The sequence below is a fragment of the Prescottella sp. GW823-FHT02E09 genome (genome assembly GCF_058797375.1).
In genome coordinates this window covers 113,876-128,051 of sequence record NZ_JBXAJP010000008.1, presented here as the reverse complement: position 1 = coordinate 128,051, position 14,176 = coordinate 113,876, and the positions used below count along the sequence as shown (strand labels likewise).

15 protein-coding genes are annotated in these 14,176 nt (G+C 68.6%); 5 read left to right on the top strand and 10 right to left on the bottom strand.

The window, feature by feature from the left end; translation table 11 throughout:
• Window positions 1-3 precede the first annotated feature (3 nt).
• Together AC1RIF_RS20815 and AC1RIF_RS20810 are read right to left on the bottom strand one after the other, a co-directional pair.
• A complete protein-coding gene (locus AC1RIF_RS20815) occupies window positions 4-819 on the bottom strand; it encodes a dienelactone hydrolase family protein (RefSeq protein WP_492603263.1) in 816 nt (271 codons plus the stop codon).
• Window positions 820-855: 36 nt separating this feature from the next.
• A complete protein-coding gene (locus AC1RIF_RS20810) occupies window positions 856-1,905 on the bottom strand; it encodes a GlxA family transcriptional regulator (RefSeq protein ID WP_492603262.1) in 1,050 nt (349 codons plus the stop codon).
• A 318-nt stretch (window positions 1,906-2,223) separates the two neighbouring features.
• Here AC1RIF_RS20810 and AC1RIF_RS20805 point away from each other — a divergent pair, with 318 nt between their 5' ends.
• Genes AC1RIF_RS20805 through AC1RIF_RS20795 form a run of 3 tightly spaced genes read left to right on the top strand, consistent with a single transcriptional unit; the run spans window position 2,224 to window position 5,112 of the window.
• A complete protein-coding gene (locus tag AC1RIF_RS20805; RefSeq protein ID WP_492603261.1) occupies window positions 2,224-3,399 on the top strand; it encodes a hypothetical protein in 1,176 nt (391 codons plus the stop codon).
• A gap of 55 nt (window positions 3,400-3,454) precedes the next feature.
• Window positions 3,455-4,342, top strand: coding sequence for a DUF8176 domain-containing protein (locus AC1RIF_RS20800; RefSeq protein WP_492603260.1), 888 nt, complete (start codon window positions 3,455-3,457; stop codon window positions 4,340-4,342).
• A complete protein-coding gene (locus tag AC1RIF_RS20795; protein WP_492603259.1) occupies window positions 4,339-5,112 on the top strand; it encodes a hypothetical protein in 774 nt (257 codons plus the stop codon). The genes AC1RIF_RS20800 and AC1RIF_RS20795 overlap by 4 nt, the downstream gene beginning before the upstream one ends.
• A 71-nt stretch (window positions 5,113-5,183) precedes the next feature.
• On the opposite strand, the gene AC1RIF_RS20790 is transcribed toward AC1RIF_RS20795, so the two are convergent.
• The 4 genes from AC1RIF_RS20790 to echA20 are packed head-to-tail and all read right to left on the bottom strand — an operon-like array spanning window position 5,184 to window position 8,666.
• On the bottom strand, window positions 5,184-6,248 hold the full coding sequence (locus AC1RIF_RS20790) for an NAD(P)H-dependent flavin oxidoreductase (protein ID WP_492603258.1): 1,065 nt from the start codon (window positions 6,246-6,248) through the stop codon (window positions 5,184-5,186).
• Window positions 6,245-6,994 carry a CoA-transferase subunit beta gene (locus AC1RIF_RS20785; RefSeq protein WP_137723229.1) on the bottom strand — a complete coding sequence of 250 codons (750 nt, stop codon included), beginning with the start codon at window positions 6,992-6,994 and terminating at the stop codon, window positions 6,245-6,247. The genes AC1RIF_RS20790 and AC1RIF_RS20785 overlap by 4 nt, the downstream gene beginning before the upstream one ends.
• Window positions 6,991-7,881: a CoA transferase subunit A gene (locus AC1RIF_RS20780; RefSeq protein ID WP_492603257.1), complete on the bottom strand. Its 891-nt coding sequence runs from the start codon at window positions 7,879-7,881 to the stop codon at window positions 6,991-6,993. The genes AC1RIF_RS20785 and AC1RIF_RS20780 overlap by 4 nt, the downstream gene beginning before the upstream one ends.
• On the bottom strand, window positions 7,881-8,666 hold the full coding sequence (echA20, locus tag AC1RIF_RS20775) for a (7aS)-7a-methyl-1,5-dioxo-2,3,5,6,7,7a-hexahydro-1H-indene-carboxyl-CoA hydrolase (protein WP_492603256.1): 786 nt from the start codon (window positions 8,664-8,666) through the stop codon (window positions 7,881-7,883). Before echA20 ends, AC1RIF_RS20780 begins: the two co-directional genes overlap by 1 nt.
• A 97-nt stretch (window positions 8,667-8,763) precedes the next feature.
• Here echA20 and AC1RIF_RS20770 point away from each other — a divergent pair, with 97 nt between their 5' ends.
• On the top strand, window positions 8,764-9,543 hold the full coding sequence (locus AC1RIF_RS20770) for an SDR family oxidoreductase (RefSeq protein ID WP_492603255.1): 780 nt from the start codon (window positions 8,764-8,766) through the stop codon (window positions 9,541-9,543).
• Window positions 9,544-9,553: 10 nt separating this feature from the next.
• Window positions 9,554-10,468 carry an SDR family oxidoreductase gene (locus AC1RIF_RS20765; RefSeq protein WP_492603254.1) on the top strand — a complete coding sequence of 305 codons (915 nt, stop codon included), beginning with the start codon at window positions 9,554-9,556 and terminating at the stop codon, window positions 10,466-10,468.
• A gap of 70 nt (window positions 10,469-10,538) precedes the next feature.
• Here AC1RIF_RS20765 and AC1RIF_RS20760 read toward each other — a convergent pair whose 3' ends face one another.
• From AC1RIF_RS20760 to AC1RIF_RS20745, 4 genes are all read right to left on the bottom strand, one after another.
• Window positions 10,539-11,558 carry an ABC transporter substrate-binding protein gene (locus AC1RIF_RS20760; protein WP_492603253.1) on the bottom strand — a complete coding sequence of 340 codons (1,020 nt, stop codon included), beginning with the start codon at window positions 11,556-11,558 and terminating at the stop codon, window positions 10,539-10,541.
• Between the two features lie 134 nt (window positions 11,559-11,692).
• Window positions 11,693-12,364 carry a GNAT family N-acetyltransferase gene (locus AC1RIF_RS20755; RefSeq protein ID WP_492603252.1) on the bottom strand — a complete coding sequence of 224 codons (672 nt, stop codon included), beginning with the start codon at window positions 12,362-12,364 and terminating at the stop codon, window positions 11,693-11,695.
• Between the two features lie 101 nt (window positions 12,365-12,465).
• Window positions 12,466-12,936, bottom strand: a complete 471-nt coding sequence (locus AC1RIF_RS20750; RefSeq protein WP_492603251.1) for a nitroreductase family deazaflavin-dependent oxidoreductase — start codon at window positions 12,934-12,936, stop codon at window positions 12,466-12,468.
• Window positions 12,937-12,943: 7 nt separating this feature from the next.
• Window positions 12,944-14,107, bottom strand: coding sequence for a steroid 3-ketoacyl-CoA thiolase (locus AC1RIF_RS20745; RefSeq protein WP_492603250.1), 1,164 nt, complete (start codon window positions 14,105-14,107; stop codon window positions 12,944-12,946).
• Window positions 14,108-14,176: the final 69 nt, after the last annotated feature.

The window sequence follows — 14,176 nt, the reverse complement described above, 5'->3', positions numbered from 1 at the left end:
CCTTCAGATGAGGCGGCGGGCGAAGAACGCCAGGATCTCGTCGCGGGCCGCGATCGTCGGCTGGCCGGCGTCGTCGATCAGGTGCGCCGTCACCACGCTGTGGGGACTCCCGATCACGTGCTCGAAGAACGGTGAGGTCGCCGGGTTGGCCGCCTCGTCCGGAAGCTCGCGCGCCACGAAGCGGTCGCCCAGTGCCTCGGCGTAGGCGGCGAACCGCTGCGCCCGGCAGAACCGATCGCCCCGGAACCGGTAGGCGAGGACCGTCAGGTCGTCGGCGTCCAGGCGCTTGCGGACGGCTTCGAGTTCGTCTGCGGGGCTGGCTGTTCGGTCAGGTCGGTCGAGGGGGAGCGACGGCTGGGACAGGACCGGTGCAAGTATCGCGGGTTCGAGCATCATCGTCAGCGCGAAGTTGCCCGTGAAGCACATTCCGATCGCCCCGACACCCGGTCCGCCGCACTCCGCGTGCGCGAGCCGGGCCAGGGATCGCAGCCACACCGTCACCGGACTCTGCTCGTCCCCCGCGAACGCGCGGAACTCGGCACTCACGCACGCCCGCTTCAGGATCGCGGTGCCCTCGTCGACGGTCGGCACCGCGCCGTCGCGACCGAACAGCGACGGCAGGTACACGGTGAAGCCGGCGTCTCGCACCCACCGGGCGAACCGGGCGACGTGCGGGCTGATCCCGGGCATCTCCGGCATCACGATCACCGCGGGACCCTCGCCCGCCACGTGCACCACCTTCGTCACGCCGTCGAGTTCGATCTGCCGACGGGTGAAGTCCTCCAGTGGATCGTCGACGTTCATGCTCCGGTGCGGCACCGCCGGTACCTCCTCATTCCGTGTATACGAACGAGATCAGTGTCTCCGTGGCACGGCGGTGGGACGAGTGGCGTGATCGCCACGTTCCGGGGCGTTATCGCCACCGCCCGCATCGGCGGCGCGGAACCGTCGGCGGTAGTCGGCGGCACTCATCCCGACCTGCTCGACGAACAGGCGACGGAACGTGCCGGTGTCCCGGTAGCCGACCAGGTGCACGATCTCCTCCAACGGTCGGTCCGTCGTCTCGAGCAGTCGTTTGGCCGCGCGGACCCGCGCCCGCCGCAGAAACGACAGCGGTGACTCGCCGGCCTCGGCGCCGAACCGTCGCAACATCGTTCGGGTACTGACGTGGAACGCAGTCGCAAGACGAGGCAGGTCGTAGGGATCCGCCAGGTGTTCGACCAGCCACCGGCCGACATCCTCGACGAACTGCCCGCGGCGCGGCGGGAGCATCGATTCGACGATGTACGGCGCCTGGCTCGAACGGTTCTCGGCGACGAGCGCGATGCGGGCGGTGGCCCGGGCGATGCCGTCGCCGAGATGCTCGCGGACGATGGCCGTCGCGAGATCCAGCGCGGCGCTGAACGCGGCCGTCGTGGTGATCCGGTCGTCGTCGACGATCAGGGCCTCACCGCGGACGCTCGCGCGTGGATACCGGTGGGCAAGTTGGGAAGCGAACAACCACGACGTGGTACACCGACGTCCGTCCAACAGGCCGGCCTCCCCGAGCAGGAACGCGCCGACGCACACCGAGGCGATCGGGGTGCCCCGGGCCTCGGCGGCGCGCAGGAACGCGGCCTCGCGGCCCCGGCCGGACAGTCGGGCATCGAGATCCGCCGACGGCGCCAGCTCGAAGCCGGGCACGACCAGGCGATCGAAGTCGTGGTGCCACGCCTGCGCACCGATCCGGAATCCGCCGGCCGCGGACACCGGAGCCGCCGCCGACGCGATGACCGACACCCGGAACGGATCCTCCGCCGCTGCACCCGTTTCCCGCGCCACCCGGTTCGCGATCAGCAGCAGATCGGAGAAGAGAAAGATCTCGGCCGCGAGACAGCCGTCGTAGGCGAGGATCCCGATCCGCATGCTTGCCGTCCCGTCTCCAGGGGTGCGCCGAAGTCACCGTTTCCCCCTGTTATATTGCCCAATGCACAGGACCGACCGGGGGCATCGGGTCGGTGGGGGAGGACTTTCGCGATGGGGGCGGCTTTGTTGCCGAGGGGGACGAACGGGCACGTGTGTGCCCACGATCGGGTGTGGGCTGCGTCGGCGCCCGCGATCTCCGAGACGTTCCCGACCACGACATCGGTGTACTTCGCGCCCGCCGGCCTGCGGTTCTTCCAGGTCTGATCATTCGCGACGTCTCAGACTCGAGTCAGTTCGACATATCAAGGGGGTTCACAGATGGGTAAGCACCGCAAGAGCCGGGCGAGGACTATCGCTCGGGTGGCGTTGGTTCCCTCCGCCGCGGCCGCAGTGGTCGTGGCGGCATCGGGCGCGGCGTCGGCCGCCCCGGACCAGTTGCCGTCGCAGGGCGGTGTCACCTCGGCCCCGCAGACGCAGGGCGGCGTCACCGAGTCGCCCTCGACTCAGGGCGGTGTCACCTCGGGTCCGTCGACGCAGGGCGGCGTCACATCTGCTCCCACGCAGCCGGAACCGGTCTACTGGGTGGCGCCCCCGGCCCAGTACCAGAACATCGAGTACCAGCCCCTCGAGAACTACGACTACGACACCAACACCTACAACGCGCCCGACGACTATTACGTGGCCCCCGTCCAGTTCGAGGACCTGCACCTGCCGACGTACGTCGAGCCGACCGCGCCGATCATCGCTCCGCGGGAAACCCTGCGCGTGGGCACGTTCCATGCGCCGCAGCCCAACTGGATCACCGACGGAGACCTCGCCCGAACGAACAATACCTCCGCTGTCATCGAGGCCGAGGTGTCGACGTTCTGGCGTTCGCTGGGTGTCGAGACCACCCGCGCGAACCGTCTCGCGGCGGCGCAGATCGGTGGTGGAGCGGTGGGCGCAGTCCTGGGTGCTGCTGTCGTCGGAGTTCCCTTTGCGCTCCTGGGCGGGCAGGCCGGTGGGTCCGCCGGCTTCGCCGCAGGTTTGGAGACGTGGTTCATTCCCGGGTTCGGACCGGTGTCGGGGGTGACCGTCGGCACTGCGATCGGTGCCGCGGCGTTGGGTGTTCCCGCCGCTGTCGTCGGTGCTGCCGGCGGCGCGGCTGCAGGTGTCGGTCTCGGCACGGCCTACGGTGTCGGCGATCTGGGCGAACCGCAGGAACTGCCCATCTCCGATATCGACCAGCCCGCGATCGTCGCCCAGACGCAGGAGACCCTCGCGCAGTGGGAGACCACTCCGGTCGGCGGGGCCACTGCGTCGGCCGTCAGGAACGTCGTGAACGCCGCACCCGGAATCGACCGTCAGGCACGTGATTTCGTGGCCGCGCAGCCCGGCGGCTCGCAGGTCCTCGACCAGATCGACGGGGCGCTCACCACATTCGTCGCCGAATCGTCCCTGGGTGTTGCCGCGAACATGATCAGTGGAGCCGTCGGGGACGGTATCCAGGCATGAGCCACGGGTGGGTCGGACCGGTGTCCGCCCCACCCGTCGACCTCGGGGAGGACACATGGCGACGGACAATCGACCGGACAACTCGCTGTTCCCGGACGTCACCGAGCATTACGGGACGGATCCGGTTCCCGAACGTGCGGTGACCGAAGATATTGCAGCACTACCGGTTCCGCTCGAACCGGACGGGCGATCCTCGGGACCGGCGCAGCCACCGTCCCCCGAGGTCGCCGCCGTCGCCGAGCCCGTCGTGGCACCCGAGGCTCCCGCGCCAGCGGGGCCCGGTGACGCGTCCGACCCCGGGACGGGCCCCGCACCCGAGCCGGAAGCCGAGTTCGACCAGTTGCCGACCTGGCTGGTGACCGCTCCGGCGGAGTCGCCGGCCGAGAAGTCGTCCGGGAAGCGGAAGTCGCTGCTGATCGGTGGCGGTGCCGCCGCGCTCCTCGTCGTCGCCGCGGCCACGACGATCGTCGTGCTCGGCGGTACCGGCGACGAGATCGTCGGCACCCCCAATCCCGTCGCCGCTTCGGCGGTGGCCTCGCGGACGAGCACGACGGTCACCCAGGTACCCGCGCAGCCCACCGGATGGTGTGCGGATTCCGTTGCCGACGGCAGGAGCGTCGGCCGCGGACCGGGAGGCGTCGACGACGGCCCCGGCGCGATCAGGGCCTTCGACTACGCGTACTACGTCGACCGCGACGGCGCCAGGGTCGCGTCACTGATGGTGACGCCCAACCCCGTTCCCGACATCCAGAAGTGGATCGACGAGGTTCCCCTCGGTACCGAGCACTGCGTCACCGTCGTCTCCACTCCGGACCCGAACGTCTTCGAGGTCGATCTGGGATTGCGGTCCCCGACCGGGTCGGACGGCGTCATCCGGCAACGGGTCACGGTCGCGCCGTCACCAGCGGGATTCAAGATCGCGAAGGTCGAGGACCTGCGATGAACAACGTGCTCTCGCTGCGCCGCACCCCCAGAGTGCCCGAGCCGGAACGGGTGTCCGCGATGGTCGTCGCCGGGTCGGGCGGCGCCGCCACCACCACGACGGCATACGGGTTGGCCACCGCACTCCGCCTCGGTACCGGCAAGGACGTCTCGGCGGTGGACGCGACCAGCGACGGCGGAAACCTCCTGACGCGTGCCGGGTTCGGCGCCGTCGACCCCGCCCGTTCGATCCGGCAGCTCGAGTCGCGCATGGCGTTGACGTCCGCCGGTGTGGTCGTGGTGGGCAGCGGCAACGCGCAGGCGAGCGATCCCGCGATCGTCGACGAGTTGCTCGCCGCCCGGCACAGCGCCCGCGTCCATGACGTCGGAACCGCGCTGCGCTCGCCCCGGTTGGCCCCACTGATCCGCTCCGGCGCGGCGCTGGTGGTGGTCGCCCCTGCACGCTCCGAACCGCTGAGCCGGATGCGCGACGCCCTCACCTGGGTGATGTCGACGTACGGCGCGCAGGTGCTCGGTGGCACCATCGTCGTGGTCTCGCACCAGATGCCCGACGCGCCGGTCGACCTGGGACCGATCCGGGACGCACTGTCGCCGAGGATCGCCGGGTTCGCCGAGGTGCCGTTCGACGCGGCCCTCGCGCAGCCCGGCGTCATCGACCACCGCCGTCTCGCCACCGCGACGATCGATGCCTGGACTGACGTCCTGGACGTGCTCGGCGGACTGTTCTCCCGGTCGCAGCAGTCGAGCGAGGCGAGCGAGGAACTCGCCTGAACGGACGAAGGGACCCGTCACGCGCTGGTGGCGCATGAAGGGTCCCTTCAGCTGGAAACCGGGGTGGCCGGTCAGGCCTTGAGATCTCCAAGTGCGTCGATTCGCTTCACGGCGTCGGCCATGATGCGGTCGATCAGTTCCTGGCAGCTGGGCAGGTCGTTGATCATGCCGACAACCTGACCGGACGCGAGCACGCCGGCCTCCGTGTTGCCCTCGACCAGACCGGCCTTGAGCAGCATCGGGGTGTTGGCAGCCATGATGATCTGCTGCCACGTGCGGTCGCCGGACTTCTTCATGGCGAGGCCGTCCTTGGCCAGCGTCGTCCACTTCATGCCGGTCATCGCCTTGAACTTCATCGCGTTCTTGGTAGCCGCGACGAGTCCCTTTGCGTAGCTGGACTTCTCCAGCGCATCCACGAGCTCGGTGTTGAGCACGCGGTGCGGCATGCCGTCGACCTTCTTCGACACCGTGGTGTCGGTCAGGCTGCGCTTGAGGTACTCCTGCTTGACCGAGTCCGGCACCGCCGAGTCGCTGGTCAGCAGGAAGCGGGTGCCCATCGCGACACCTGCGGCACCGTACGACAGCGCCGCGGCCAGGCCGCGACCGTCGAAGAAGCCGCCGCCGGCGACGACCGGGATGTCGACCGCGTCGAGCACGGACGGCAGCAGCAGCGTCGTCGCGACACCGCCGGTGTGGCCACCGCCCTCACCGCCCTGCACGATCACCGCGTCGGCGCCCCACGAGGCCACCTTCACTGCGTGCTTGGCGGCACCGATCGACGGGATCACGACGATCCCGTTGTCCTTGAGCTTGGCGATCAGTTCCTTCTTGGGCGCGAGCGCGAACGAGGCAACCTTGACGCCCTCGCGGATCAGCAGATCGCAGCGCTTCGAGGCGTCCGACGCGTCGGCGCGCATGTTGACGCCGAACGGCTTGTTCGTCAGCTGCTTGGTCTTGAGGACCGCAGCCTCGAGCTCCTCGTACGTCATCGTCGCCGAGGCGAGGATGCCGAGACCACCCGCGTTGGCGGTGGCCGCGGTCAGACGCGGGCCGGAAACCCAGCCCATGCCCGTCTGCACGATCGGATGCTCGACGCCCACCAGTTCGGTGAACGGCGTCTTCAGCACCTGGCTCACAGCGAGACCTCACGGTCACGCAGGCTCTTCGGGTCGATGACCTCGCGGATCAGGCGCAGCTCCTCGGCGGTGGGCTCACGGGTGATGCCCGCCGAGTCCAGGCCGGCGATCTCGAAGGAGGTGTTCGCCTTGACATCCTCGGCGGTGACGCCGGGGTGCAGGGTGACCGCGCGCATCGTCTGACCGGGACCCTGGAAGTCGAAGACACCCAGGTTGGTGACCACCTGGTGGTTCTTCAGGAAGCGGAACGCCGGGTTCTCCGGGTCGACCTTGTCGTAGCCGACACCGCACACCACATCGACCTTCTCGGCGAACACGCGCGAGGAGTGCTTGCCCACCCAGTAGCTGGTGGCGTGGTTGATGGTGTTGCCGGGAGCGCCGCGCAGGCCGAACATCTGGCGGGTCGGCTTGTCGAGCGGGCCGAACGCGGAGAGGTTCTGGTTGCCGAACTTGTCGATCTGGTTCGCGCCCATCACCACGTGGCGTCGGCCGGAGGCGACCACGTCGAACACCTTCGAGAACGGGATGTAGCCCTCGATCGGCGCGCTGGCACCGATGGCCGGGGCGTCGGCCAGGATCAGTGCCTCGCCGTCCGTGATGATCAGGTCAGGCTCGGTGGTGAGCTTGGCCAGGCGGGCACCGATAAGCGGCAGCGTCGCCATGGGTGAGGCGAAGATCTCGCCGGCGTCGGCGAACAGTTCGGCGCACGCGATGGCGCAGTACTCCGCGCGGGTTACCTCGGTCATGACTTCTGCTCCTCTGCGAACTTGCGCACGGCTGCCTGGTAGTCGTCCTCGCTGCCGGACAGGTAGGTCTCGGCGAAGTCCTGCCATGCCTCGGGGGTCTTGGCGGACTCGGCGTAGTGGCGCTGGAACTTCTCGTCGCGCTTGTAGCTGCCGGCGAAGGTGAAGTGCGCGCCGCCCGGGGCCTCGGTGACCGTGTCGACCATCGAGCGGTTCAGGATCAGGGCCTGATTCGGGACCGACTTGACGAGCTCCTCGGTCGAGACGATCTTGTCGACGCTGAGGATGCGCTGCTCGGCCGCGAGGCAGAACAGGTCGTCGAAGTACGGGTCGACGCCGGTGTAGGCGGCGTTGCCGCGCTCGTCGGCCAGGTCCAGGTGGACCAGGGCGGCGTCGAGCTTCAGCGCGGGCATCGCGATGAGGGACTCGATGCGGCCGTCGGCGTCCGGGTACGGCGACGCGACGGTCTTGAGCTCGTCGCCCCAGACGGTCTGCGCGTCCGAGCCGAGGCCGGCGCGGATCGGCATGAACGGCAGGCGCGCGGCCGCGGCCTGCAGGCCGGCCTTGACCATGCCCTCGTCCATCTCGCGGGACTCGATGGTCCCGGCGACGCGGGCCTGGGCGAACCAGGGGTCGTAGAACGGCGCCGAGTCCAGGGACACGAAGCCGTAGTAGGCGCGCTTGACCTTGCCTGCGGAGATCAGCAGACCGAGGTCCGGGCCGAGGTATCCGACGACGGTCAGGTCCTTGACGTCGCTGCGCAGCAGCGCACGCACGAGGGCCATCGGCTTGCGCCGCGAGCCCCAGCCGCCGATGCCGATGGTCATCCCGCTCTGGATACCGGCGACTGCCTCATCCAGTGAGCGGCGCTTTTCGCGCTTCTCAGCCATTACTTGCTGTCTCCCTTGGGTGCGGTGGTGTTCGACTTCGGGTTGCCGGTGGCGACGAACTCGTCGCGGTGCTCGTCGGCGACGCCGGCGAGGTTCAGCTCGAACGTGAAGCCCTGCTCGATCCGGTAGCTGGTGTGCACGTCCATCACGTCGATGCGGTTGATGGCTTCCTTGGCACGGCGGATGACCCGGGTGTCCTTGGCGGCGATCTCGCCGGCGATCTTCAGCGCGCAGGCGTCGAGCTCGGCGCGCGGGACCACGTCGTACACGGAGCCGAAGTGCTTGAGCGTCTGGGCGTCGACGTTCTTGGCCGTGTAGTACAGCGTGCGCATCATGTGCTGCGGGACCAGGCGGGCAAGGTGAGTGGCCGCACCGAGTGCGCCGCGGTCCACCTCGGGCAGGCCGAAGATCGCGTCGTCGGACGCGACGATGACGTCAGCGTTGCCGACCAGGCCGATGCCGCCGCCGACGCAGAAGCCGTTGACGGCGACCACGACGGGCACCTCGCAGTCGTAGACGGCGGAGAAGGCCGCAGCGCAGCCGCGGTTGGCGTCGATCAGCGCGCCGTGACCCTCGGTGGCCTGCATCTCCTTGATGTCGACGCCGGCGTTGAAGCCGCGTCCCTCGGCACGCAGGATCACGACGTGCGTGCTGGGATCCTTGCCCGCCTCGAGGATGGCGTCGGCCAACTCGAACCAGCCCTTCGAGGGGATGGCGTTCACGGGCGGGTAGTCGACGGTGACCGTGGTGATCCCGGCACCGTCCGAGGTCGAAGTGATGCCCATGGCATGTTCCTTACGTCTGTTGACCGAACCAAGCGATTGCTTGGTAAGTTATCACAGACGGGTGCGAATGACCCGTGCCGCTTCAGGGAGGATGAACGTGGATCTCGGTCTCGAAGGCAAGGTCGTGCTGGTGACCGGCGGAGTGCGCGGAATCGGGGCCGGGATCAGCCGGTCCTTCCTGCGCGCGGGCGCGACGGTGGTGACGTGCGCGCGTCGGCCGGCGGACGAACCGGTCGCGGTCGCGGGCCCTGGAGGTGAACTGCGCGGCATCGACTTCATCCCGTGCGACGTGCGCGACGCCGACCAGGTGCAGTCGATGGTCGATCAGATCGTCGCGAAGTACGGCCGGCTCGACACCGTCGTGAACAACGCCGGCGGCGCCCCGTTCGCGATGGCGGCCGACGCGAGCCCCAAGTTCCATTCCAAGATCGTCGAGCTGAACCTGCTCGCCCCGCTGCTGATCTCGCAGATCGCGAACGCCGTCATGCAGAAGCAGGACGACGGCGGGTCGATCGTCATGATCTCCAGCGTCAGTGGCAGCCGGCCCTCCCCGGGCACCGCGGCGTACGGCGCCGCCAAGGCGGGTATCGACTCGCTCGCGGCCAGCCTGTCCGTCGAGTGGGCGCCCAAGGTGCGCGTCAACTCGATCGTCGTCGGCCTGGTGCAGACCGAGCTGAGCCACCTGCACTACGGGGACGAGGCCGGTATCGATGCCGTCGGCGCCACCGTCCCGCTGGGTCGGATGGCACTTCCCGAGGACATCGGCAACTGTGCGACATTCCTGGCATCACCGTTGGCGGCTTACGTCAGCGGTTCGACCCTTACCGTCCACGGCGGCGGCGAGCGCCCGGCCTTCCTGGCCGCGGCAACAACTTAAGGAGAACCAAGTGAGTGGATTGCTTGACGGCCGAGTCGTCATCATCACCGGTGCCGGCCGTGGAATCGGTCGCGCGCACGCGCTGGCCTTCGCGGCCGAGGGCGCCAAGGTCGTCGTCAACGACATCGGTGTCGGCGGCGACGGCTCCAACACCGGTGAGACCCCGGCCGAGCAGGTTGTCGCCGAGATCAAGGCCGCCGGCGGCGAGGCCGTCGTCAACGGTGACGACGTCGCATCGTGGGAGGGTGCCCAGAACCTGATCCAGACCGCTATCGACACCTTCGGTGGCCTGGACATCCTGGTCAACAACGCGGGCTTCCTGCGTGACCGCATGCTCGTCGGCATGAGCGAGGAAGAGTGGGACGCGGTCATCCGCGTGCACCTCAAGGGCCACTTCGCCCCGCTGCGCCACGCCGCCGCGTACTGGCGCGCCGAGTCCAAGGCCGGACGTCCGGTGGACGCTCGCATCATCAACACCAGCTCGGGCGCGGGCCTGCAGGGCTCCATCGGCCAGGGTAACTACGCCGCGGCCAAGGCCGGTATCGCCGAGATGACCATCCAGGCCGCCGCCGAGCTGAAGAACTACGGCGTCTCCGTCAACGCGATCGCCCCCGCGGCCCGCACCCGCATGACCGTCGGCGCCGGTGGCGCGATGGCCGAGGCGATGGCAGCTCCGGAGGAGGGCTTCGACGCGATGGCGCCGGAGAACATCTCCCCGCTGGTCGTGTGGCTGGGCTCCGCCGAGTCGAAGAACGTCACCGGCCGCGTCTTCGAGGTCGAGGGTGGCAAGATCACCGTCGCCGAGGGCTGGCGCCACGGCCCCACCCAGGACAAGGGTGACCGTTGGGATCCGAAGGAGCTCGGACCGGTCGTCGCCGACCTGCTCGAGAAGGCCGAGACCCCCACGCCGGTCTACGGCGCGTAAGTCGTTCCTGCAACAACGCTCGGCTGGGGAATCCCGGCCGAGCGTTGTTGCGTCTGTACCGGTGCCAGTCTCAGAGCTTGGCGCGAATCTCGTCCGCGATGGGCTGGAACTGTTCGAGGAATGTCAGCGCCCAGCCGAACGACGCGACGCCCTCGTAGTCGAACGAGTAGACCTGGCCGTTCCGGACGGCGCGCAGTCGCTGGAAGAGAGTGTCGGCTGCGAGCTGCTCGTCGATCGGGCCTTTGCCGCTGTTGGTGATGATCACGTCGGCCTCGTTCAGCAGCTCGAGTTGCTCCTTCGGGAACCACTCGTTCCCGCCCTCCGGCAGGGCCCGGGAGCGATCGTTGAACTGGAATCCGGCTTCGCTGATCACCGTGGTCTGGTATCGCGTCGGTGAATACAGCGAGAAGCCGCTGTCCTCGAAGTAGGTGCTGTACACGACCTTCACCGAGCCCAGTACGTCGGCGTTGTCGCGGCGGAACTTTGCGATTCGCTCGTCGTATCGGGCTTCGAGTTCCTGAACCTTGGCCTGCTGGTTCAGTGCGTCCGCGACGCCACGTGCCCGCTCCTTCCACGCGTACTGGCCCATCTCGGCGAACACGGCGGTCGGGGCGATGGAAGCGATCCGCTTGTACAGATCGGGATCGACCTCGGCGAGTCGATCGGTCATGACGATCAGGTCCGGCGACAGCGCCGCGATCGCCTCGGCGTTCGGCTCGTACCAGCGGCCGATCTTCGGCAGCGGTTGCAGGGCGCTCGCGTACGGCTCCGGAATGCCGTCGGTCACCTCGTAGTCCGCGGGCAGACCGGCAGGCGTGTGGCCGGCGTCGATCATGGCCGGACCGGTGTAGTAGTCGGCGCTGATCACGCGCTGTGGATCGGCGGGTACCTCGACCTGCCCCAGAACGGTCGAGACGGTCCGCATCGAGTTCTGCCCACTTTCGGCCGAGTCGACTCCACACGAGGTCAGGAGACCGATGCCGGCCAGCGCGCTCGCGCCGAGGAACCCTCGACGCGTCAGCGCGCTGGTGATCCGTGCGAATTCGGCATCCGTGTGGGCAGCGGTGGTCGGAGTGAGCAGTCGAGGCATGAGGTCTCCCGGAACGTATCAGGCAAGGATTCCCTCATTGTTGCTGCTACCTGGGGGTCCGCGGTGAAGCGTTGTGGCCGAGATGTGTTGCGATCAGGCCACCGGGCATTCGCGTGTTCGGCGACTCGGGTCGGTCATGCCGGCGTGCGGACGATCAGTGTCGTGCCGGGGAAGTAGGCGGCCAGTTCGCTGCGCGCCTGCTTGAGCGAGGCGGTGCCGTAACCCTGCTTGCGGGCATCCGGGGCCACCCAGATCGCGACGTCCACCTCGTTGCCGGCGAGTTCACCGAAGATCAGGCCGACGCTGTTCGGCGTGTCACCGGTGGTGCACTCGGCGACGAACCATGCCGCGGACTCGTCGTCGATGCGCTTCAGCCCGTTCCGACGCTCCTGCTCGACGCGCTCCTCACCCCACGGCGCGCCGGAGTCGTCGAAGCGTTCGGCGGACCGCTTGCGGAACAGGTCGCTGTCCGCGCCCGAATCGGTGAACGGGCGCAGGCGAACTCCGGCCCCGGTGCTGTAGGGGCGCTGCTCGGGCAGCCACTGCAGGGTCGCGTCGAGGTCTTCGAGTTCGGTGCGGATGCGGTCACGTTCCTTGACCGTCAGGCGGTCGAAACGCAGGTTCAGCACGGCCTCGGCGCAGAAGTCGGAAGTCTCCAACAGGTCACGGACCGCCGCGACGGCGGCGGCGCGATCCTTGCTCTCGACGATTGCGTCCAGGACCTCGTGACGACGGTCGAGTGCCTTCAGCAGGGCCGAAGCGATCTCGCGCCGGTCGATCACCTGGTCGTGGTTCTTCACTGTCATGTCGCGACGTTCCTCCTCGAGAACCGGGTGCCCGGCGCCGATGTTGCCGGGCGTCGCCCCTCATTATTCCTGTCCGAGGCCGCGCGGGGGAGTGCCGCGCGCTATTCGCAGATGACGACGGGGATCCGGCGATCGGTCCAGGCCTGGTAGTTGTCGAAGTCGGCGTAGAGATCCACGAGACGCGGCCACAGTTCGGCCCGCTCCGCGTCGGTCGCGACCCGAGCCTGCATCGTCCGGATGCGCGACTTGATCTGGATCGTCACCTCGGGATTCGCGCGAATGTTGAGATACCACATCGGGTTCTTGGGCAGACCGCCCTGCGACGCGACGAGGACGACACGGTCGCCGTCCTCGAGGAACAGCAGCGGACTCACGCGCGGCTGCCCGCTCTTGCGGCCCGTGGTGGTCAGCAGGCACACCGGAATTCCCCACGGGAAGGCGCTGCCCACTCGCCACTTGCCGCCCAGACGCCCGCCGGTGGCCCGATACAACTTCACGTTGATCTTCGACATCCACTTGATGATGTCGACCGTGTACTTCGAATCGAGCCCCGACGGGCGCTGTGTGGTCATCTTCGGATCAGATCCGCTCGATGATGGTGCCCGTCGCGAGCGCACCGCCGGCGCACATCGTGATGAGCGCGGTCGACGCGTCGCGGCGCTCGAGCTCGTGCAGCGCGGTGGTGATCAGACGGGAACCGGTGCTGCCCACGGGATGTCCGAGCGCGAGCGCGCCGCCGTTGACGTTGACCTTGTCCATGTCGGGGCCGTGGACCTGCGCCCACGACAGTGCGACCGATGCGAACGCCTCGTTGACCTCGAACAGGTCCAGGTCGCCGATCTTCATGCCGGCCTTCTCGAGTACGCGCGCGGTGGCCTGCACCGGACCGTCGAGGTGGTACTCGGGCTCGGCGCCGACGAGGGCCTGGCTGACGATGCGGGCGCGCGGCTTCAGACCGAGCGCGCGGGCGCGGTCCTCGTCCATGAGCATGACGGCGGCGGCGCCGTCGGAGATCTGCGACGACGTGCCGGCGGTGTGCGTGCCGCCCTCGAGGACCGGCTTGAGCTTCGCGAGGGACTCCGCGGTGGTGTCGCGCAGGCCCTGGTCGCGGCTGACGACATTCATCTCGGACGTGGGCTGCTTGTCCGCGCCGATGACCGGTGCGGTGACCGGGACGATCTCGCGATCGAAGCGGCCCTCCTCCCACGCCTGCTTCGCGCGCGCCTGCGACTGGACGCCGAGCACCTCGAGGTCCTCACGGGTGAGGCCGCGACGCTTGGCGATGCGCTCGGCGGCGTTGAACTGGTCGGGCATGTCGATGTCCCACGACGCCGGACGACGCGGGCCGGCCTCGGTACCGACGTTGGCGCCCAGCGGGACCTGGCTCATGGCCTCGACACCGCACGCGATGCCGATGTCGATCGCGCCGGTCGCGATGAGACCCGCGATCAGGTGGTTGGCCTGCTGCGCGGAACCGCACTGGCAGTCGACGGTGGTGGCGCCGGTCTGCCACGGCAGACCCGCGGCGAGCCACGCGGTCCGGGTGACGTTGTTGGACTGCGCGCCGGCCTGCGTGACACACCCGCCGATGACCTGCTCGACCAACACCGGATCGATGCCCGCGCGGTCTACGATTCCCTTCTGTGCGGCACCGAGGATCTCGGCCGCGTGCAGGCCCGACAGCCAGCCACCGCGCTTCCCGATCGGTGTGCGAACTGCCTCGACGATTACTGGTGTGCCCACGGCGGGCTCCTTTCACTCTCTTCTTCGAAAAGTAGAACAGGTTCTCTCGGCAAGGCAAGGGGCCCTGCC